Source organism: Lactobacillus sp. CBA3606, from assembly GCF_002970935.1.
Lineage (GTDB): Bacteria > Bacillota > Bacilli > Lactobacillales > Lactobacillaceae > Lactiplantibacillus.
The window spans coordinates 300264-320494 of record NZ_CP027194.1; the positions used below are offsets into that span (position 1 = coordinate 300264).

21 protein-coding genes are annotated in these 20231 nt (G+C 43.6%); 19 read left to right on the forward strand and 2 right to left on the reverse strand.

Features of this window, described 5'->3' with window-relative positions; all coding sequences use genetic code 11:
* The first annotated feature begins 21 nt into the window (after positions 1-21).
* The 8 genes from pheS (at position 22) to C5Z26_RS01625 (ending at position 7734) form a co-directional block, all read left to right on the forward strand.
* Complete coding sequence (gene pheS, locus C5Z26_RS01590; RefSeq protein WP_105448283.1) at positions 22-1068, forward strand: phenylalanine--tRNA ligase subunit alpha; 1047 nt, start codon at positions 22-24, stop codon at positions 1066-1068.
* An 8-nt stretch (positions 1069-1076) separates the two neighbouring features.
* Positions 1077-3494 (forward strand): phenylalanine--tRNA ligase subunit beta, encoded by a 2418-nt coding sequence (pheT, locus tag C5Z26_RS01595; RefSeq protein ID WP_105448284.1) that lies wholly within the window; start codon positions 1077-1079, stop codon positions 3492-3494.
* A gap of 104 nt (positions 3495-3598) precedes the next feature.
* Positions 3599-4786: an endolytic transglycosylase MltG gene (gene mltG, locus C5Z26_RS01600; protein ID WP_105448285.1), complete on the forward strand. Its 1188-nt coding sequence runs from the start codon at positions 3599-3601 to the stop codon at positions 4784-4786.
* A 20-nt stretch (positions 4787-4806) separates the two neighbouring features.
* Positions 4807-5436, forward strand: coding sequence for a uridine kinase (gene udk / locus C5Z26_RS01605; RefSeq protein ID WP_105448286.1), 630 nt, complete (start codon positions 4807-4809; stop codon positions 5434-5436).
* A 108-nt stretch (positions 5437-5544) separates the two neighbouring features.
* A complete protein-coding gene (gene greA, locus C5Z26_RS01610; RefSeq protein WP_105448287.1) occupies positions 5545-6027 on the forward strand; it encodes a transcription elongation factor GreA in 483 nt (160 codons plus the stop codon).
* 139 nt (positions 6028-6166) lie between these two features.
* Positions 6167-6913 carry an SDR family oxidoreductase gene (locus C5Z26_RS01615; protein ID WP_105448288.1) on the forward strand — a complete coding sequence of 249 codons (747 nt, stop codon included), beginning with the start codon at positions 6167-6169 and terminating at the stop codon, positions 6911-6913.
* A 9-nt stretch (positions 6914-6922) separates the two neighbouring features.
* On the forward strand, positions 6923-7306 hold the full coding sequence (locus C5Z26_RS01620; protein ID WP_105448289.1) for a MerR family transcriptional regulator: 384 nt from the start codon (positions 6923-6925) through the stop codon (positions 7304-7306).
* Positions 7307-7431: 125 nt separating this feature from the next.
* Positions 7432-7734, forward strand: coding sequence for a HesB/YadR/YfhF family protein (locus C5Z26_RS01625; RefSeq protein ID WP_105448290.1), 303 nt, complete (start codon positions 7432-7434; stop codon positions 7732-7734).
* A gap of 44 nt (positions 7735-7778) precedes the next feature.
* Here the strand turns inward: C5Z26_RS01625 and C5Z26_RS01630 are convergent, their stop codons facing one another.
* A complete protein-coding gene (locus C5Z26_RS01630) occupies positions 7779-10418 on the reverse strand; it encodes a YfhO family protein (protein ID WP_105448291.1) in 2640 nt (879 codons plus the stop codon).
* A gap of 388 nt (positions 10419-10806) precedes the next feature.
* Between C5Z26_RS01630 and C5Z26_RS01635 the strand changes: the two genes are divergently transcribed.
* From C5Z26_RS01635 to C5Z26_RS01665, 7 genes are all read left to right on the forward strand, one after another.
* Positions 10807-12849: a peptidoglycan D,D-transpeptidase FtsI family protein gene (locus tag C5Z26_RS01635; protein WP_105448292.1), complete on the forward strand. Its 2043-nt coding sequence runs from the start codon at positions 10807-10809 to the stop codon at positions 12847-12849.
* A 128-nt stretch (positions 12850-12977) separates the two neighbouring features.
* Positions 12978-13127 (forward strand): 50S ribosomal protein L33, encoded by a 150-nt coding sequence (gene rpmG, locus C5Z26_RS01640; protein WP_105448293.1) that lies wholly within the window; start codon positions 12978-12980, stop codon positions 13125-13127.
* 148 nt (positions 13128-13275) lie between these two features.
* The gene (locus tag C5Z26_RS01645) at positions 13276-13842 is read left to right on the forward strand and encodes a 5-formyltetrahydrofolate cyclo-ligase (RefSeq protein ID WP_105448294.1); all 567 of its coding nucleotides are present in this window, start codon (positions 13276-13278) and stop codon (positions 13840-13842) included.
* A 25-nt stretch (positions 13843-13867) separates the two neighbouring features.
* A complete protein-coding gene (locus C5Z26_RS01650) occupies positions 13868-14506 on the forward strand; it encodes a rhomboid family intramembrane serine protease (protein WP_234005739.1) in 639 nt (212 codons plus the stop codon).
* 27 nt (positions 14507-14533) lie between these two features.
* On the forward strand, positions 14534-14755 hold the full coding sequence (locus C5Z26_RS01655; protein ID WP_105448296.1) for a YqgQ family protein: 222 nt from the start codon (positions 14534-14536) through the stop codon (positions 14753-14755).
* A 17-nt stretch (positions 14756-14772) separates the two neighbouring features.
* A complete protein-coding gene (locus C5Z26_RS01660; RefSeq protein WP_105448297.1) occupies positions 14773-15735 on the forward strand; it encodes an ROK family glucokinase in 963 nt (320 codons plus the stop codon).
* Between the two features lie 133 nt (positions 15736-15868).
* On the forward strand, positions 15869-16282 hold the full coding sequence (locus tag C5Z26_RS01665) for a rhodanese-like domain-containing protein (RefSeq protein WP_105448298.1): 414 nt from the start codon (positions 15869-15871) through the stop codon (positions 16280-16282).
* Between the two features lie 53 nt (positions 16283-16335).
* Here C5Z26_RS01665 and C5Z26_RS01670 read toward each other — a convergent pair whose 3' ends face one another.
* Positions 16336-16512, reverse strand: coding sequence for a DUF3042 family protein (locus tag C5Z26_RS01670; protein ID WP_024625559.1), 177 nt, complete (start codon positions 16510-16512; stop codon positions 16336-16338).
* 107 nt (positions 16513-16619) lie between these two features.
* Here C5Z26_RS01670 and C5Z26_RS01675 point away from each other — a divergent pair, with 107 nt between their 5' ends.
* The 4 genes from C5Z26_RS01675 to glnA all read left to right on the forward strand — a co-directional run bounded on the left by C5Z26_RS01675 (position 16620) and on the right by glnA (position 20164).
* Positions 16620-17354 (forward strand): glycerophosphodiester phosphodiesterase, encoded by a 735-nt coding sequence (locus tag C5Z26_RS01675; protein ID WP_105448299.1) that lies wholly within the window; start codon positions 16620-16622, stop codon positions 17352-17354.
* 3 nt (positions 17355-17357) lie between these two features.
* Positions 17358-18284 carry a tRNA (adenosine(37)-N6)-dimethylallyltransferase MiaA gene (gene miaA / locus C5Z26_RS01680; protein WP_234005707.1) on the forward strand — a complete coding sequence of 309 codons (927 nt, stop codon included), beginning with the start codon at positions 17358-17360 and terminating at the stop codon, positions 18282-18284.
* A gap of 109 nt (positions 18285-18393) precedes the next feature.
* Entirely contained in the window at positions 18394-18774 is a 381-nt protein-coding gene (locus C5Z26_RS01685) for a MerR family transcriptional regulator (RefSeq protein ID WP_105448301.1), read from the forward strand.
* Positions 18775-18817: 43 nt separating this feature from the next.
* On the forward strand, positions 18818-20164 hold the full coding sequence (glnA, locus tag C5Z26_RS01690) for a type I glutamate--ammonia ligase (RefSeq protein WP_105448302.1): 1347 nt from the start codon (positions 18818-18820) through the stop codon (positions 20162-20164).
* Positions 20165-20231: the final 67 nt, after the last annotated feature.

Below are 20231 nucleotides of genomic sequence, written 5' to 3' on the forward strand. Positions count from 1 at the left end.
CTAAAAAATTGGAGGCAGCATATGAGTTTACAAGATCGATTAACCGAATTACGCGATCAAGGCTTAGCAGATATTAAGTCAGCGGATGTCTTGAAAAAAGTCAATCAAGTTAAAGTTGATTTGCTTGGAAAAAAAGGTCCGATTACAGAAGTTCTACGTGGTATGCGGGACTTGGAACCAGAAGAACGGCCTAAAGTTGGGGCTTATGCGAATGAAGTTCGGGATAAGTTACAAGCGGCAATTGATCATCGACGGGAACAATTAGAACAGGCCGTTGTCAATAAGCAATTAGTTGCTGAGACGGTTGATGTGACTTTGCCTGGTCGCACGGTGCCACAAGGGCAACCCCATGTGATTACCCAAATTATTACGGAATTAGAAGATTTATTTATTGGCATGGGCTATCAGATTGAGGATGGCGACGAAGTTGAAGAAGATTACTATAACTTCGAACGGTTGAACTTACCAAAAGATCATCCGGCCCGCGATATGCAAGACACGTTTTACATTACAAAAGAAGTCTTATTACGGACGCAAACTTCCGCTGATCAGCCACGCTCACTAGAAAGTCATGATTTTTCTAAGGGGCCTTTGAAGGTGTTATCACCAGGGCGGGTCTATCGACGTGATACGGATGATGCGACCCATTCACATCAATTCCATCAAATTGAAGGGTTAGTTGTTGATAAAAATATTACGATGGCCGATTTAAAAGGGACCTTAGTTCTAGTTGCTAATGAATTATTTGGTGATCAATTTGATGTTCGGATTCGACCAAGCTATTTCCCATTTACAGAACCATCTGTTGAAGCGGATGTCACTTGTTTTAACTGTAATGGCAAGGGCTGTGCCGTCTGCAAACAAACTGGTTGGATTGAAGTTTTAGGTGCCGGGATGGTTCATCCACGCGTCTTAGAGATGTCTGGAATTGATCCCGAAGTTTATGGTGGTTTTGCCTTTGGCTTAGGTCCAGATCGGTTTGCCATGTTGAAGTATGGGGTAGACGATATTCGTAACTTCTACTTAAATGATGTTCGGTTCTTGTCACAGTTCTATAAGAAAGGTTAGGCGGTCCTATGAAAATATCTTATGCATGGTTACGTGATTATTTACAGTTGGACATCCCAGCCGATGATTTAGCGGAAAAAATTGAACGGACGGCAGTTGAAGTTGATGGTGTGATTCGGCCCAGTGAAGGGTTGAAGAAGGTTGTCGTGGGTGCTGTGTTAACGTGTGTGCCACATCCTGATTCTGATCATCTACACATTTGTCAAGTCGATGTCGGCGCTAGTGATCCGATTCAAATCGTTTGTGGCGCGCCGAATGTGGCTGCTGGTGAAAAGGTGATTGTCGCATTACCTAATTCTTGGATTGGCAATCACACTAAGATTAAGCGTAGTAAGATGCGCGGTGAAGTGTCTAACGGGATGTTATGTGCGTTGGATGAATTAGGGTTCGATGAAAAACTAGTACCAAAAGAAGTTAGCGATGGGATTTTTATCTTGCCAGCTGATGCGACCCCGGGCGAACCCGTTTTCTCATATTTAGGGATGGACGATGAAATCATCGATTTATCAGTCACACCAAATCGCGGGGATATGCTCAGTATGAACGGGACTGCCCATGAATTAGGGGCAATCTATGATCAAAAACCAACGATGCCAACCGTTGATTTACATGAAGATGCGGCTGACTTAACGGATGATGCCTTAGACGTGACGGTTGACGTTGACGAAGCGGATGTGCCAATCTACAAAATGCGTTTAGTTAAGAATATTACCATCAAGCCGAGTCCCCTTTGGTTACAAATCCGGCTTTGGAATGCTGGAATGCGGCCGATTAATAACGTGGTTGATGCGACGAACTACATCTTAATGCAATATGGGCAGCCCTTACATGCCTTCGATTATGACCAATTAAATGCCGGTAAAGTGAATGTGCGCTTTGCTAAGCCTGGCGAACAGTTAACCACTTTAGATGGTGAAGAACGGGACTTGTTAGCCACTGATTTACTAATTTGTAGTGATGACAAACCGATTTGTTTGGCCGGAACCATGGGTGGCTTAGCTACTGAAGTGACTGATCAAACGACAACGGTAGTCCTTGAAGGGGCCGTTTTTGATGCGGTTAAGATTCGTAAGACTGCACATAGCCATGACTTACACAGTGAAGCTGCCATGCGTTATGAACGTGGGATTGACCACAGTGCGACCCAAACGGCATTAGATGCTGCCGCTGCTTTGATTGCTGAATTAGGTGCCGGTCAAGTCACCATGGGCACTGCAGTTGGGCGGGAAGAAGTTGTCACGCCTGCGGTCGTTGAAATTACGTTAACGCGGATTAATCATGTGTTAGGAACGACGCTCACCACGGCTGAAGTGACAGCCATTTTCCGTCGGTTAGCCTTTCCAACGGTTGTTAAGGCAGATACCTTTACCGTGACGGTGCCAGCTCGGCGGTGGGATATTCATATTCCAGCCGACTTAATCGAAGAAGTTGCACGGTTATATGGCTACGATAAGTTACCAACGACGTTACCAACTGGACAACCGACCATTGGAAAACTCAATGAAACGCAACAATTGATTCGCGATTCACGCCGGTTGATGGAAAGTGCTGGGTTGACACAAGCAATCAGTTATTCATTGACTACGGCAACTAAAGCGCAAGCCTTTGCGTTACATGCCAGTGAAGTAACGAAGCTGGACTTCCCAATGAGTTCCGAACGGACGACCCTACGCTTAAACTTAGTGGCCGGTTTATTAGATGATTTAGCCTACAACAAGGCCCGTAAAGAACATGATGTGGCGTTGTATGAAGTCGGGCGGGTCTTCTTCAGTCAACCAGAACAAGTTCGGCCCAAAGAAGTGACCCATATTGCTGGGGCTATTACCGGTTCAATGGTGAAAGCAGCCTGGGATACCCAAGCGACCCCGGTTGATTTTTACCAAATCAAGGGAATTGTCGCTGGCTACTTAAAGTCATTGGCCTTAGAAACGCCAGTAACGTATGTCGCCAGTGCCACCCATCCGGAAATGCATCCTGGTCGGACCGCGGATATCTACAGTGGCGATCAATTGATTGGGTTCGTCGGTCAGATTCATCCAACTACTGCTAAAGCCTATAAAGTTCGCGAAACCTTTGTGTTTGAATTAGATTTAGATGCGCTAATTGCGTTACCAAAAGCCCGGCAACAATATCAACCAATTTCAAAATTCCCAAGTGTGACGCGGGATGTTGCGATGTTGATTGACCAATCCGTGACGAATGCAACGGTAATGGCTTTAATTACGGCCAAGGGCGGTGCTCATTTACAAGATGTGCAACTCTTTGATGTTTATCATGGGAAGAATGTCCCAGCTGGGAAGCAATCATTGGCTTATACGTTAACGTATCAAGATCAAAATGCGACCTTAGTTGATGATGAAGTGACCCAAGCATTCGAAAAAGTCCTCACTGCTTTGACGACTGAATTAGGTGCGGAAATCCGTTAAGTTGTTATTAGAACGGACTTATAATCCTAAAAAAGCCTAAAAGTCTGATAGAACTAGTGCAAAATGAGCCTCAGTTTTGTATAATTGATAGGATTAATCAATAGATGGAGGGGCGAATTTTGAATAACGACCAAGATAAGCAGAATCAACCAGATCACAGTACCGATAATCAACCTGAGGTGAATCAGAAGGAACGCAAGTCGTTTTCTAAACATGTCATCTGGGGGGTCATTGGGATTCTAGTGGCTTTGTTGGTTATTATTGGGATAATGGGTTATCGCTATTTTGATAATGCTACACAGCCCTATAATAAGAGTGACACCCAAGTGGTCCAAGTTAAGATTCCATATGGGGCCAATGGAAAAAAGATCGCGAATATTTTGCAATCCAAAAAAGTGATTAAGAGTGGTTTTGTCTTTGAATATTGGACGAAGGCGCATAACTTGTCTAATTTTCATGCGGGCTATTATCAATTAAAGCCAGCGATGTCATTGGAGCAGATTGCGAAGAAATTAAATAAGGGTGGCACTTCTGAGCCTATTCAAAGTTCAACCGGACGGGTTTTAGTGATTGAAGGTAGTCAGATTAAGACGATTGCGCAAACCATTCAAAAACAAACTGATTTTACGTCGAAGGAATTCTATGCTTTGATGAAAGATCAAACTTTCTTGAATTCGTTAGCAAAGAAGTATCCTGATTTATTAGGTTCAGCAATGAAAGCTAAAAACGTGCGTTATCGCTTAGAAGGTTACTTATTCCCAGCGACTTATCAAGCCGATAAGAAGACGACGTTGAAGCAATTAGTGACCCAAATGGTGACTAAGACGGATGCCGAAATGCAACCTTATTATAAGCAAATCAAGAAGTCCGGAATGACGGTACAACAGGTGATGACTTTAGCCTCCTTAACTGAACGTGAGGGGAGTACCACGAAGGATCGTCGGATTATTGCTGGCGTCTTCATGAATCGGATTGCGGCTAAGTGGCGCTTAGATTCTGATATTTCAGTGCTATATGCGATTAATTCGACGAAAGCCTCTTTAACAGCGAAGGACCTCCAATCGAAGTCGCCCTATAACTTACGCTTACACTTAGGTTATGGCCCGGGACCATTCAATAGTCCTAGCTTGATTTCAATTAAAGCCGTCCTTGATCCAGCCCAACGTAGTAAAGATTATATGTACTTTGTGGCGGATCTCAAGACCGGGAAAGTTTATTATGCTAAGGACGACGCTGGACATGCTGCCAACATCAAGAAAGTTGCTAAGCATAACGCAGCTGCCGAAGATTAAAAATGAGGCTGAGATAAAATATGACTGAAAAAAAACATCGTCGCCCAGTTGTGATTGGCGTTACTGGTGGGTCCGGTAGTGGTAAGACCACGGTTAGCCAGGCTATTTATAATCAGTTGTCAGGTCAATCATTGTTGATTTTACAACAAGACTCTTACTATAATGATCAAAGTGAGATGACCATGGCTGAACGCCGGCAAGTTAACTACGACCACCCACTGGCCTTTGATACGGATCTAATGATTGCCCAAATCAAACAACTTTTGCGCTATGAACCGATTGAAAAGCCCGTTTATGACTATGAACAATCTACCCGTAGTACCGAAACTATTCATCAAGAACCACGTGATGTGATTATTGTCGAAGGGGTTTTAATTCTAGATGATCAGCGGTTGCGTGATTTAATGGATATTAAAGTTTTCGTGGATACGGATGATGATTTACGGATTATTCGGCGGATTCAACGCGATATTAAAGAACGTGGTCGGACACTAGATTGGGTCATTGACCAATATTTAGCGACGGTCAAGCCAATGTATCATCAATTCGTCGAACCGACGAAACGATATGCGGACTTAATCGTGCCTGAAGGTGGCGAAAATAAAGTCGCCATTGATCTTTTGACCACGAAAGTTCGTTCGATTTTATAAACAAAATTAAAAGACAGCCTATTTTTCGGATTTGAGCCTTTACTATTAAAATCCGGCATGGTAGGCTGTTCTTTGTTAACTATTTGAAGAACTAGAGGAGTGGAAACATTGGCTGAAGAAAAAAGATATCCAATGACGGAAGAGGGTCAAGTTAAGCTCGAACATGAACTTGAAGACCTCAAGCTTAACCAACGCCCAGAAATTATTAACCGGATTAAAATTGCACGGAGTTATGGTGATTTATCAGAAAACTCTGAATATGAATCAGCAAAAAATGAACAAAGTTTATTAGAGAACCGGATTAAGACGGTTGAACATATGCTTCAATACGCTGAAATCATTGACAGTGAAAAGATTGATGTTTCTGAAGTTTCAGTTGGTAAGATTGTGACTTTTAAAGAATTACCTGATGAAGAAGCTGAAAGCTACACGATTGTTGGTGCGGCTGAAGCTGATCCGGTTTTAGGTAAGATTTCCAACGATTCGCCAATTGCTAAGGGCTTAATTGGTCATCACGTGGATGAAGAAGTGACCATCGAAATTCCCGCTGGTAAGATGAACGTTAAGATTATTAAGGTAGAAAACGCCTAAGTTACGGGCGTGATATTAGACGACCAATTCATTATTGAATTGGTTTTTTTTATTTTGTAAAAAGGCCTATTTTCACTTGCCTTGGAGTCGACTCAAAGGTTTACACTAGGGCTATTAAATAAGTAAGGGAGTTTTTAACATGAGTATTAAAGGTAAAGTCGTGATTATTACCGGCGCTTCAGCGGGGATTGGTGCGGCGACCGCTAAGTTATTAGCCAGTAAAGGTGCCAAACTTGTATTAGGTGCACGACGTGAAAGTAAGCTGCAAGCCATGGTTCAAGAAATTATTGCCGCTGGTGGCGAAGCGGTTTATCGAGTGACTGATGTGACTAAGGTGGCTGATAATCAAGCTCTAGTTGAATTGGCACAGACGAAATTTGGCCAAGTCGATGTCATGTTTTTAAATGCTGGCTTAATGCCTAATTCCCCACTTTCGGACTTAAAGACGGCTCAATGGCACCAAATGGTTGATGTGAACATTAATGGTGTTTTAAATGGGTTAGAGGCAGTGTTACCAGTATTTAAAACGCAAAAGTCCGGTCATATCATTGCGACGTCATCGGTTGCTGGCTTGAAAGCTTATCCTGGTGGGGCAGTTTATGGCGCGACTAAATGGGCCGTCCGCGACTTGATGGAAGTGTTGCGGATGGAATCAGCCCAAGAAAAGACGAATATTCGAACGGCGACGATTTATCCAGCCGCAATCAATACAGAGCTTTTGGATACGATTACCGACCAAGCAACTGCCAAAGGGGCAGCGGAGATTTATGCGGCATACGGTATTTCACCAGCGCGGGTTGCTAACGTGGTCGCATTTGCGATTGATCAGCCTGAAGACACGAACGTTAGTGAATTTACGATTGGTCCGACGACGCAACCGTGGTAGACTAAAAGCATGAAAATTAAAGCTGTTGTTGAAAAATACCAGATTTCTGCTGACACGTTGCGCTATTGGGAACGGGTCGGTGCAATCCCCGCTGTTCACCGCGATCAGGCGGGCTATCGTAACTATGACCAAGAAGATTTAGGTTGGATTGAATTTGCACAGTGCATGCGAGAGGCCGGCGTCAGCATTGACTATTTGATTGAATATATTGACTTATTTCGGCGAGGCGAGGCAACTCGATCAGCACGTCAGGCGTTACTTAACGAGCAATTAGTTGGCATTCACCAACGCTTGGCCCGGATGCAAAAAACGTACGATTTAATTAAATACAAAGCGGACCATTACGAAGAACATGTGGAAGGCTATCATGGTAAGTTATTACCACCAAAATAGTTGGTGGCGTCCATTTTTTGGGCGCCTTTTTTTGGCATACTTTGCTCACCAAGTTGCAATGTTGCGTTTTAACGGTAAAAAGGAGACAATACTGTAAACGATTACAATTAATGAGGTGAACCGATATGAAAATAACAGTTACGGATGCAGCCAGTCATTGGTTCCAAACTGAAATGGGCGTAGTAGCTGGCAACGGTGTCCGTTTTTACGGTAAAACGTATGGTAAAACTGCCGTCCATCATGGTTTTTCGATTGGACTGGCGCGCGATGATGAGCCCCATCGCCCGATTGCACTAGTTGAAAAGGATGGCGTGAATTATTACGTTAATGACCGTGACGACTGGTTCTTTAAAGGCTATGATTTGACGGTTGATTTTGACGCTGAAAATGATGGTCCCAAATACGATTATCACCCAAATCAAGACTAAAAAAATGGATTCGAGACGCTGGTCTCGAATCCATTTTTAGGTTATTAGTGGCGCCGGCGCTTGATGGTAAACCAAGCAACGGTCCCAACGGCAGCGACACCAGTGACGAGCGCGCCGGTAGCGAGGTAAGGTGGCCGATACGTTAGCGTGACCGTATGGTGACCCTTACTTAGTGGGACGGCGACAAAGGTGTTGATGACTTTCTTAGTTGTAACCGTCTGACCATCGACTTTAGCATGCCAGCCAGCCGAGTAAGGAATGGTTGTCATTAAAACTTGGTGCTTTTGCTTAATGTTGATAGTGCCAGTCAATTTGCGACTGGAGTGCTTGGTTAACTTCCAAGGCGACTGTTGTAACTTTTTAGCGGACTGCTTGAACGCACTGTTATTTAACTTATACAGTGTGAAGTTTTGCAACCACAAGGACGTCTTTTTCATCTGAATCCCAAAGGTAATGGTTTTACCCTTACTATTAGCCGCAATGTTTACCGCAATGGTATGGCGGTAAGTAGGGTACTGCTTGAGCTCTTTACCATTGATATAGTAACTGGCATTAGACGTTGTTAAGTTTTGTCCAAGCGTCAAATAGTATGAATCATTGGTTTGCGGCGTGAATTTGAAGTAAATCGACCCAGTTTTAGCCAGATTTTGCTTATTAACCACTGACCCGGTAAGCGTGACGACTTTTTTCACATTCTGGAAAATGACTTGGTCAAAATTTTCCGCTGAAATTAAGCCGGTGGTGGAGCGGTTGGCTAAAGTTTGATAAATCAATTCTTGCCGGGCAATCGGATCACCAGTAGTTTTAGCAACTTTCAGATTAACAATCTTATCCGAAGCGGCAAAGCCTAAGCCTAGGGCATACGGATTCTGGTAAGTCGTTGCTTCACGGTTACTTAAACTTGATTTTTTATGATAATTTTGTAAATCCGGCTTCGTGCTCGTAACTGGGATATAACTATTGTAGTTGTCATTATCCGTTTGGGTAGTCGGCACGGTCTTATCCATGAAGTAAGACATGTCTAATAGGGAGTCCGTAATCAGTGTCCCGTTCGAATAAGTGACGACCCCATCACCATCTGGTTGACCGATTGAACCGAAGAAGTTCGGAATGATGCTTTCAAAGGTCGAACTGAAATGGTCGGCCCCGTTATAAGCAGCCTGCATTGGGTCATCCTTGGTCCGTGTAAACGTCTTACCAATGCGATAAAAGTGACTGTCGCTGGCTTTGATTTTATTAACGGTGCGATCCAAGGCAGTCGTGTAGTTACCAAATTCGGCTTGCGACACATAGGATAGGTTGCCTAAGGAAGCTGAGGCATTAATCATCATATCAGTTGCGACTAACAAGAGCGCAATCGCTTGATATAAGCCTAAATGGTGTTTAGGTACAATCAATAAGATTAAGGTAATCGCAGCTAGCCCGATAGTAATGACAAGGTTAGCTTGCGTCACGTACGTCACATGTTTCATATTCAAATAAACCGTTGTGAAAAGGCCAATTAGTAGTCCTAACATCACTAGCGCTTGCCATAATTTGATGGTCATTTCTTTGGTTAACGCTTGTGCGCCAAGCCATACGATCCAAAAGCTAAAGACAAAGGAGAAGCGGTAAGGATACCAAACGGGAAATTGGTCGGCGTGCCAGAGTAAGTCTAAAGGTTCGTAACAAAATGAGAGCAGTAAGAAGGCCGTTACTAATAAGACGACGAGCTTAACTTGCCATTTGGCCTGCCGGCGTAGGAAAAATAAGATAAATGCCAGAATCGCCAGCCAGGCGATGTAGAAGTTAGGCTGACCGGATGGCATTTGGTTAAAATTAAAACTGCCGGTAATGAATTTAGCGAGCATTTTCCAAGGTGCATATTCAAATTTCCAATGTACGGTGGTTTCATTATATTGCGCCTTACTTTGAACTAAGGCCCACAGGGTAGGTAAGAGTAACCAAGCTGATAATGCAGCTGCCAATAAGCCCCCCCAAGCGAATTTTAATGCTTGAATACCGAGGGTTTTAAAGTTTTGCCAATATTTCGTGGCGCCATACAACCAGTAGAGACAGGCAAACAACACGACCATGTAACCCATATAATAGTTATCAATTAACATGACTGCTAGCCAACCAGCGAACCAGCGTACTTTCCCAGTCTTAAAGAGGCGTTCAAGGCCTAAGATAACTAGCGGCAAGATGGCGACGGTATCCAGCCAAATCATGTTGAGTTGGTTAGCAACCATCCAGCCCATCATCGCATAAGCGGTACTGAAAGTTGGGACGAGCCAACCTTTTTGCGTCTGCGTTTTAGTTAATAGCCACGCGAAGGCTAAACCGGCACAGCCGTATTTCAAGACCGTGACGATGAAAATCCCAGTGGTCAGCGATTGACCAGGGAAGAATAGGTAGATTAAATTAAAGGGACTCATTAAGTAATAAGCCCAAACGCCTACCATTTCGCCACCAATCGTTTTAGAAAAGGAATAGAAAAAAGCACTTGGATCGTGCAACAGCGTATGGCGGAAGTAGGCGAATAGGTCAACATATTGTTGCCCTAAATCAACAGTCAATAAACTGCTGGACCCAAATGGCGCCATGTGTCGATAAATAAAATAGCCAGTCATTAATATTAATGGCAGCCAGAAACTCAGCCAGAGCGGCCAAGTTCGTTTGTCAAAAATACGACGGATTCTCAAAATGCCACCTCAATCTTTATTTAAATCTTCAACTAACGTAAAAGTTAACCGGATTAGCTTGCTTGATTAGTTGAAATTCTTATGTCTACTATATAGAATATCATATTCTTTACACGGTACGCGTTAAATCTTTATTATGATCAGCGGTTAATTAGCGGGACCAACTTTGGTTAATCGGCCCGCAAAAGCGTGCTGATTTTGGGAATTGTTAAAGATGGTGATAAAGTAGTTGCAATCGGAAGGCTAAACTGTCAGATTTATAGTACACTATTGATTGAAAAATAGGCATAGGCTACAATAGTATGAGTAATGCAATTATCTAAAAGTGCTAGTAACGGCTGATGAATGACGAGCCAATTTTACCAAATTAAGAACGGGAGCCTGAGAATTGAAACTGTTTAAGAAAATTACTGCGAACCGTGATCCTAATAAGTCGCATATTCCATTCCGATTGAATTTTTTGTTTTTTATCGTCTTTTTACTATTTGCGGCGTTAATTGGTCAGTTGGCTTACTTACAAGTTGATTATGGTGGTAAGTTTGCGACTGAAGTTAACTCAGCGAATAATACGACGGCGACGGCAAGTGTCCAACGGGGATCAGTCTATGATTCAACGGGGCGGGTTTTGGTCGGTAATAAATCACATCAAGCCATTCAATATACCAAGGGCTTGAGTGTCGCATCGACCAAAATGTACCAAGTTGCAACGAGCTTAAGCGACTATTTAACTATTTCGACGTCGAGTTTGACGGACCGCAATAAAGCTGATTACTATTTGGGTAGCAGCGCAAATTTAAAAGCAGTTGCCAAGCATATTTCAGGAGCGTCCGCTTTATCGGCAGATACCTTATATGATAAAGAAGTCGCTTATACTGAAAAACACCTCATTGATAATTTTACAACCGAGCAAGAAAATGCCGCCGCTATTTATGCCAAAATGAGTGCGGCGTATTCCTTGTCAACGGTTAACATCAAGTCGACTGGCGTTACCAGCAAAGAGCTGGCTGAGATTGGCGAACACCAATCGCAAATGCCTGGGGTAAAAGTTGGGACTAGCTGGACTCGGAGTTATCCCAATGGAACTAGTATGACCAGTGTACTGGGAACCGTTACCACTGAAAAGCAAGGGCTACCTAGTGATAACATCAAGACGTTATTGGCTGAGGGTTACTCGCGGGATGATTCGGTTGGTCAAAGCCAATTGGAAAAGCAATACGAGAGTGTGCTCCGTGGTACCAAGTCGCAAACTGAAGTGAAGACACAAGATGGCGTCATCAAAAAAGAAATTAAGAAGTACGGTGGGCAAAAGGGTGACAACGTTGTTTTGACGATTAACTCAGCCTTCCAAAAAGATGTTCAAAAGATTATGATGGCGCAGACTAAGAGTGCCGGGGCAGCTAATCCGTATTTGCCAGGCGCTTATGCCGTCGTCATGAATCCTAAGACTGGGGCGGTTTACGCCTTAGCTGGGGCTAGTCGTAATCTATCGACCGGTAAAGTTACTGAAAATGCACTTGGCACGATTAACCAATCCTTTGTTATGGGGTCGGTTGTTAAGGGTGCAACTGTGATGGGGGCCTTACAATCAGGCGTCATTACGCCAACCAGCAGCACATTAACCGATACGCCAATCAAGCTGCAAGGTACGGCTACCAAGAGTTCTTGGTTTAACAAAACTGGGGCAACGAGCTTATCCTTAAATGCGTCTGAAGCAATGGAAGTGTCTTCTAACTCGTACATGATGCAGTTAGCCATGAAGGAAGGCAACTATACGTATGCTTCAGGTAAAGCCTTGACCATGTCGACGTCGATTTTCTCCAAACTTCGGAGCTACTTTAACGAATTTGGGTTAGGGGTCAAGACTGGGATTGATTTACCAGGTGAAGCGACCGGGTATCAAGGGGATTCTAGCGAGAGTAGTATTGGTAAATCGCTTGACTTGTCCTTTGGTAACTACGATTCATACACGACTATCCAAGTTGCCCAATACATGGCAACCATGGCTAATGGTGGGCAACGGATTGCCCCACATGTGGTTTCTGCCATTACTGGGACGAAGTCTGATGGGACCCAAGGTCGGGTTAAGACGAATGTTGGCACCCGGGTCTTGAACACAGTTGATGTCCCATCATCATATTTTGATGTCGTTCAAAAGGGTTACTATTTGGTGGTTCATGGGACCAGTACCTATAAGACTGGGAGTGCTCTAGAAGACTTATCACCACAAGTGGCTGCTAAGTCTGGGACTGCCGAAACTTTCCATGGGACGACTTCGACGGAAACGTTGAGTTTGGCGACTTATGCGCCATATAAGAATCCAAAAGTGGTCATGGCTATTGTCTTCCCTGGGATTACAGCAACAAGTAGCGCGGTTAATACCACGACTGCGACCCAGATTTACAAGGCTTACTGGAAGTACTATGCAAAATAACTAAAATCTTGATTTTTAGGTGCCAGTATCTTAATTGATACTGGTATTTTTTTGCCATTAATGGTATAGTAATTCAAGTTAAGGGTTCCGGCCCTGTAATTTGCGAATGAGTTTGGAGGGTCAACAACATGCGGGTACACATTACACTAGAATGTACTGATTGCCATGAACGTAACTACTTATCTTCAAAGAACCGTCGGAACAATCCGGATCGGGTTGAATTTAAGAAGTACTGTCCACGGGAACATAAAGTAACTTTACATCGTGAAACAAAATAACAACGGGGTTACCTGTTGTTTTTCTGTTGCATTGTCATTAGACAATGGGTTTCTCATTTGTTGGCAAATGAGTGATTGGGTTTCCAGTCACTTATGTTGATGAATGAGATTTTTTGTTATTTAAGCAAAAAATTAGGAGCTGGTTACGATCGATAAAAAGCAATTTCGACAACAACAACTAACGCGCCTAGGCACAATGAATGCAGCTGATCGACTGGCCCAAAATCAAGCACTACAGCGGCAATTATTTGCTAGTCCTGCTTGGCAACAAGCCACCCGAATTGCTGTGACAATTAGTAGTGCCATTGAGGTGGATACCCGGCCAATTATTGAAGCGGCCTGGCGGGCACATAAACTTGTTTTTGTACCTCAGACGCGACCCAAGCGGCAACTTGCCTTTAAGCCGTATACGGCAACCACCCAATTAGAACGGACTAAGTTCGGTATTTTAGAACCGATTACTGGGTTGACGGTTGATAAGGCCACGTTAGATTTGATTTTGGTCCCCGGATTAGGCTATAGTCAGGCGGATGGTGCGCGGATTGGCTTTGGTGGCGGCTATTATGATCGTTATCTGGCTGATTATCCAGGGGTCAAGTTAACCTTGGCTTTTCGCGAGATGGCATTTGATCAAGCTGGCTGGCCGATTGAGCCGACTGATATCTTATTGGATCAATTATTAGTAGCAGAGGATGGTGATAGTGACGGACATTAAACGATGGTGGCGGACCCAACCTGCGATGACGCAAATCATTTTAGGGGTTACGGTCGGGGTCTTTTTAATTGAATGGTTGCTGGGTGGCAGTACGAATGCCGCTATTTTATATTTAATGGGAGCCAAGAATAATCAAGCCATCATTGCTGGTCAGTGGTGGCGGTTTGTAACGCCAATCTTCTTACATATGGGCTTAACCCACATTGTGTTAAATGGGGTGGTCATTTATTTCATGGGTATGCAGATTGAAGCGTTGTTTGGTCGATGGCGCTTACTAGCGATTTATTTATTAGGTGGTATCAGTGGGAATGTGATGAGCTTTGGCTTATCTGCGAACCAGTCAGTGGGCGCAAGTACGGCAATTTTTGCTTTACTAGGTGCGTTCTTAATGGTAGGCGAATCATTCTGGGAAAATCCGATGATTCGACAATTAACGGGGCAATTCTTACTATTTACGGTGATGAATCTGGTGTTTGATTTATTCTCGACGGGGATTGATATTTGGGGTCACGTTGGGGGCTTAATCGGCGGTTTCTTGATTGCTTATGTCATTGGGGTGCCTAAGATGGGTAAAATACCAAACTTAAAGCGGATTTTAGCTGGCCTCACGCTAATCGTTGCGTGGGCTGCCATGATAAAATTGGGTTTTACAAATTTTAAATAAACGGTATAATTAATCGAGGTTACGCACATGAAAACACTTTACGATGTACAACAGCTACTGAAAAAGTTTGGTGTTTACGTTTATGTGGGCAAACGTATTTGGGATATTGAATTAATGGCCATCGAAATTGATCATTTGTATCAAGCTGGGGTTATTAATGCCAAAATGTATGCCCGGGTGAAGATTGTATTGAATCATGAGCACCGGCTTGAAGCAGAACAAGCGCCAACAGCGCAGAAACATGATTAATGGAGGGATTTAGTCACATGGACCGCAAATTAATTGGTGTCGACCTTGGTGGGACGACAACTAAGTTCGCTATTTTAACTGAAAATGGCGACATCCAACAAAAGTGGAGTATTGAAACGACAATTCTTGATGAAGGGACGCATATCGTACCGAACATCATTGAATCAATCAATCACCACATCAATTTATATAAGATGGACCGCTCACAATTCGTCGGAATCGGGATGGGAACTCCTGGGACCGTTGATTTAGAAGCTGGGACCGTTATTGGCGCCTACAATTTGAACTGGAAAGTTTTACAACCAGTTAAGCAACAGATTGAAGAAGGTACCGGTATCAAGTTCACCTTAGACAACGACGCTAATGTCGCTGCCTTAGGCGAACGCTGGAAGGGTGCTGGCGAAAACAATGACAATGTGGTTTTCGTTACCTTAGGGACTGGTGTTGGTGGCGGGATCGTCGCTGGCGGTCACTTGTTACATGGTGCCGCTGGGGCTGCTGGTGAGATTGGTCACGTTACGGTTAAGCCAGATGGGTACATGTGTACTTGTGGTAAGCGCGGTTGTTTGGAACAATACGCCTCTGCTACTGGCGTTGTCCATGTGGCACGTGATATGGCTGAAGAATTCTCTGGTGTTTCTAAGTTAAAACAACTTTTAGACAACGGTGAAGAAATCAGTTCTAAGATTACCTTTGATTTAGCTAAAGAAGGCGACATTTTAGCCAAGAGCGTCGTTGATCGCGTCTCATTCTACTTAGGCTTAGCCTTAGCGAATGTTGGTAACACGATGAACCCAGCCGCCATTATTATTGGTGGTGGCGTTTCAGCTGCTGGCGACTTCCTATTGCGCCAAGTTGAACATTACTTTAAAGAAAATACCTTCCCAACGGTACGTAATACCACTGCTTTGAAGCTAGCGGTATTAGGTAACGATGCGGGTGTGATTGGGGCCGCTTCATTAGCCCAACGATTTATCTAATTTAACGATTTTTGAGAGGCTGACCAGCGATGGGGCCTCTTTTTTAGGGCATAATTAGCTTTTAATGGGTTTAGGTCTAGTAAAAGTAAGCGGTTTTGTGTAAAATAAAGAAGTAGAAATTAGGAGGGATAGTGTGGTTTTAGGTGCAATCAGCGTTTGGAATTCAATTAATATTGTCTTAATTATTCTTATCGCAGCGTATTTTATTTATGTTTTTTATAGTTATATTCGACGCCGCCAAGTCTCGACGATGTTGGAAGCTGACGAATTTAATGCCGGCATGCGGAAAGCGCAAGTCGTTGATTTGCGTGAAAAGAAGGAATTTGATGCCGGCCATATTCTTGGCGCCCGGAACATTCCATATAATATGTTGAAATCTCGGATGGGCGAATTACGTCAAGATATGCCAGTCTATGTCTATGATCAGACCCATACATTGAGTACCCGTGCCGTGGCAACCTTATCCAAAAATGGTTTCAAAGAATTGTTTATTTTGAAGCCAGGTTATGCCCGTTGGGAAGGAAAAACTAAAAAAGCGAAGTATTAAAAAATGGCGGCCAGAACAAAAATTTACTTTTTGTTCAAGCCACCATTTTTTAATTAACCATTATGAGCGGAACGGCTTTTACGTAAAGCCTTTTTCCGACTTTCTTCAAACTTATTTTCTTGATCTTCGATGGGATCGACGACCTGCTTTTTAAATGATAGTACAGAGCCGATAACGGCACCTGCCGTGGCAACGACGCCGAATAAAAAGCCGCGTGTAAATGATTTCATAGAATTGACCCTCCTAGTAAGTTATTAAGTTCATTATGATTGTTTTGAGGCTAGATATCAATACGAAAGGCTTAAAAAATATCTTGGATGAAGTTGAGGTGATTTAGATGTTAACGCAGATTATTGCGCATCGGGGGAGCAAGGGCACCCGACCAGAAAATACATTAGTGGCTTTTCAAGCGGCGTTGGCAGATGGGGCGGATGGTCTTGAAACCGATGTCCATTTATCTAAAGATGGGCATTTGATCATTATGCACGACGAACGGGTCGACCGGACAACTAACGGGACTGGGCGGATCGCTGATTTAACCTTGGCTCAATTAAAAAAGTTAGATGCTGGCGCTTGGTTTGCACCAGACTATGCTGGCACACGGGTTCCCACACTAGATGAAGTCGTGCAGTTATTAGTGGCACAGAATTTTACCGGTATCTTTAATCTAGAATTAAAAACCAATAAAATTCATTATGATGGGATTGAAGCGTTGGTGGCCGATTATTTTAATCATCATGACGTTCCATTTAAGTTGGTCTATTCCAGTTTTTATGGTAAATCAATCGAACGGCTACATGCGTTACAACCGACCGCTGAGTTTGATAGTTTATTTAAAAGTAAATTTCAAACCGCCAAACGGTTACATGCAGAACGAGTGATTCTTGGTTATCATCCAGATATTCGCTGGGTGCGGCGGCATTGGCTAATGTTGCCTAAGGTGCAACTACGGCCGTGGACGGTCAATACTGCCCGTGATATGAAGTTTTGTTTCCGGCACCGGTTTGCCGGCCTAATTACGGATTATCCTGGCCTAGCTCATCAGTTGCGCCGGACAATGCAAGGAGGATAAATTGTGACAACGAAGCAAGTACTCTTAATTGCGGGACCAACTGCAGTTGGAAAAACCGCGTTATCATTAGAATTGGCTCATCAATTTGATGGTGAAGTTATCTCTGGCGATTCGATGCAAGTTTATCGGCATTTAGACATTGGTACGGCCAAAGTCTTACCAGCCGAACGGCAAGCCATTCCCCATCATTTGATTGATATAAAATCAGTACAGGATTCCTTTACAGTCGCTGAATTTGTGTCGCGAGCAACGCTACTGATTAATCAGATTCAAGCGCGGGGGAAGCTGCCGATCATTGTTGGGGGAACCGGGTTTTACTTACAATCATTATTAGCCGGCTTTCAGTTTGGCACGGCCGAGGTGGCCCCGGACTTAACGTATCGGCAGACTTGGTTAGACTTAGCGGCACTTAAAGGCCCCCAAGCCGTCTGGTCAGTCTTGCAAGGTGTTGATCCGCAAGCGGCTGCCAAGATTGAGCCACAAAATGTGGTCCGCGTGGTCCGAGCTTTAGAGTATCAACATGTGAGTGGCCGGCGATTCTCAGAGCAGGCTGATCAGCGGCCGGCGGATTTATCAGCATTAACCGTGTGTTTAACAGCAGACCGGGCAGAACTGTACCAGCGGATTAATCAACGGGTGGATCAGATGGTTGCAACGGGGCTCATTGATGAAGCGCGCTGGCTTTACGAACGGGGCGGTCGGGAGTTGCCAGCCGGTAAGGGAATCGGTTATCATGAATTATTCCCGTATTTTGCAGGGGACACGGCGCTGACTACCGCGGTTGACTTAATCAAACGGGACTCGCGCCGGTATGCGAAGCGCCAGCTAACTTGGTTTCGCAATAAAATGACGGTCAACTGGTATAACTTACTGGAACACCCAGAACAACGGCGTGAAATTGATGACTTAGTCACTAATTGGCGCCACTAAAATATAATTGGTATACCCAATTAAAGCATGTAATGTTTTCTAACATGAATGATTGACATTCCGTGCCGACATTGCTACTATTAAGTCTGTATTAAGAAGGAGGGTCGTTATGAAAGAAAAGGAATTACGTCGTTCGTTAGCAGTCTTACCAATTGGTACGGTTATGAAGTTAGCTAACTTGTCAGCGCGTCAGATTCGTTATTATGAAGAACAAGACTTGATTCGCCCGGAACGTAATGCGGGTAATCGCCGCATGTTCTCTTTGAATGATGTGGATCGATTATTAGAGATTAAGGATTATTTAGCTGATGGCATTAACATGGCGGGGATTAAAGCCATCTATACCATGCAAAAGCAAAAAGCCCAGCAAAAAGAAGCGGACTTAGCGCGCCCACTGACTGACAACGATGTTCGCCGGATCTTACATGACGAGTTTCTGACTATTGGCGGTTTAAAAACCAAAGATGGGCCAGAATATCCCACTCATTAATCCATCTGCACCCATTAGTCAATCAATTTAAGGAGCGATTCACATGGCAAAACAGCAGTATACAAAGGACGACATTCGCAAAATCGTCGATGAAGAAAATGTTAATTTCTTACGTTTAATGTTCACTGATTTATTTGGGACGATCAAAAATGTGGAAGTTCCAGTGTCACAATTAGATAAATTATTAGACAACAAGTTAATGTTTGACGGTTCTTCAATCGACGGTTTCGTACGAATTGAAGAAAGTGACATGTACTTATATCCAGACTTATCAACTTGGTTGATTATGCCTTGGAATACTGAACATGGCAAGATTGCACGGATTATTTGCGAAGTTTATAATGCTGATCGCGAACCATTTGAAGGCGATCCACGGAACAACTTAATTCGGGTCCTAAGTGATATGCGTGACGCTGGTTTTACAGCTTTTAATATTGGGACTGAGCCAGAGTTCTTCTTATTTAAGATGAATGACAAGGGTGAACCAACCACTGAATTGAACGATAAAGGGAGCTATTTTGATTTAGCGCCAATGGACTTAGGTGAAAACTGTCGCCGTGATATTGCGTTGGAATTAGAACGCTTAGGCTTCAATGTTGAAGCTAGTCATCATGAAGTTGCACCTGGTCAACATGAAATTGACTTTAAATATGCGGATGCTTTAACTGCCGCAGATCATATTCAAACCTTTAAGTTAGTCGTCAAAACGATTGCACGTAAGTATAATTTATGGGCCACCTTTATGCCAAAACCATTGAATGGGGTTAACGGCTCTGGGATGCACGTTAACATGTCCTTGTTCCATGACCAAGGCAATGCCTTTTACGATGCAAGTGAAAAAGACGAACTGCAATTGTCAACGGACGCCTATCATTTCTTAGGTGGCTTGATGAAGCATGCCCGGAGTTACACGGCAGTCACTAACCCAACCGTTAACTCATATAAGCGGCTAGTGCCAGGTTATGAAGCACCTGTTTATGTCGCTTGGTCTGGTTCTAACCGGTCACCAATGATTCGGGTCCCAAGTTCACGCGGATTATCCACGCGCTTGGAACTACGAAGTGTTGATGCGTCTGCTAATCCATACTTGGCATTTGCGGCGGTTTTGGAAGCCGGCCTTGATGGGATTAAAAACAACATCGAACCACCAAAGAGTGTTGACCGTAACATTTATGTGATGGATGAGGACGAACGTCGGGCTGCTGGCATTGCGGATTTACCTTCGACATTACACAATGCTCTAAAAGAATTCCAAACTGATCCAACGATGAAGAAAGCCTTAGGACCACATATCTATCAGAGCTTCTTAGAAGCTAAACGGTTGGAATGGGCATCATATCGCCAACAAGTTAGTGAATGGGAACGTGAACAATATATGGAATTGTACTAAGCCTTATAAAAAATAAATGATTAAGTGACATGAAAGTTATTCGAGAGTTTTTAATTCTTGAATAACT

What these genes read in the sequence shown, in the direction of transcription:
- C5Z26_RS01615 (WP_105448288.1), top strand. Translation starts at nt 6,167, where the DNA reads ATGAGTATTAAAGGTAAAGTCGTGATTATTACCGGCGCTTCAGCGGGG.
- rpmG (WP_105448293.1), top strand. Translation starts at nt 12,978, where the DNA reads ATGCGGGTACACATTACACTAGAATGTACTGATTGCCATGAACGTAAC.
- C5Z26_RS01685 (WP_105448301.1), top strand. Translation starts at nt 18,394, where the DNA reads ATGAAAGAAAAGGAATTACGTCGTTCGTTAGCAGTCTTACCAATTGGT.
- C5Z26_RS01670 (WP_024625559.1), bottom strand. Translation starts at nt 16,512, where the DNA reads ATGAAATCATTTACACGCGGCTTTTTATTCGGCGTCGTTGCCACGGCA.
- C5Z26_RS01620 (WP_105448289.1), top strand. Translation starts at nt 6,923, where the DNA reads ATGAAAATTAAAGCTGTTGTTGAAAAATACCAGATTTCTGCTGACACG.
- pheS (WP_105448283.1), top strand. Translation starts at nt 22, where the DNA reads ATGAGTTTACAAGATCGATTAACCGAATTACGCGATCAAGGCTTAGCA.
- C5Z26_RS01655 (WP_105448296.1), top strand. Translation starts at nt 14,534, where the DNA reads ATGAAAACACTTTACGATGTACAACAGCTACTGAAAAAGTTTGGTGTT.
- mltG (WP_105448285.1), top strand. Translation starts at nt 3,599, where the DNA reads ATGGAGGGGCGAATTTTGAATAACGACCAAGATAAGCAGAATCAACCA.
- udk (WP_105448286.1), top strand. Translation starts at nt 4,807, where the DNA reads ATGACTGAAAAAAAACATCGTCGCCCAGTTGTGATTGGCGTTACTGGT.
- C5Z26_RS01625 (WP_105448290.1), top strand. Translation starts at nt 7,432, where the DNA reads ATGAAAATAACAGTTACGGATGCAGCCAGTCATTGGTTCCAAACTGAA.
- C5Z26_RS01650 (WP_234005739.1), top strand. Translation starts at nt 13,868, where the DNA reads ATGACGCAAATCATTTTAGGGGTTACGGTCGGGGTCTTTTTAATTGAA.
- C5Z26_RS01675 (WP_105448299.1), top strand. Translation starts at nt 16,620, where the DNA reads ATGTTAACGCAGATTATTGCGCATCGGGGGAGCAAGGGCACCCGACCA.
- C5Z26_RS01660 (WP_105448297.1), top strand. Translation starts at nt 14,773, where the DNA reads ATGGACCGCAAATTAATTGGTGTCGACCTTGGTGGGACGACAACTAAG.
- pheT (WP_105448284.1), top strand. Translation starts at nt 1,077, where the DNA reads ATGAAAATATCTTATGCATGGTTACGTGATTATTTACAGTTGGACATC.
- glnA (WP_105448302.1), top strand. Translation starts at nt 18,818, where the DNA reads ATGGCAAAACAGCAGTATACAAAGGACGACATTCGCAAAATCGTCGAT.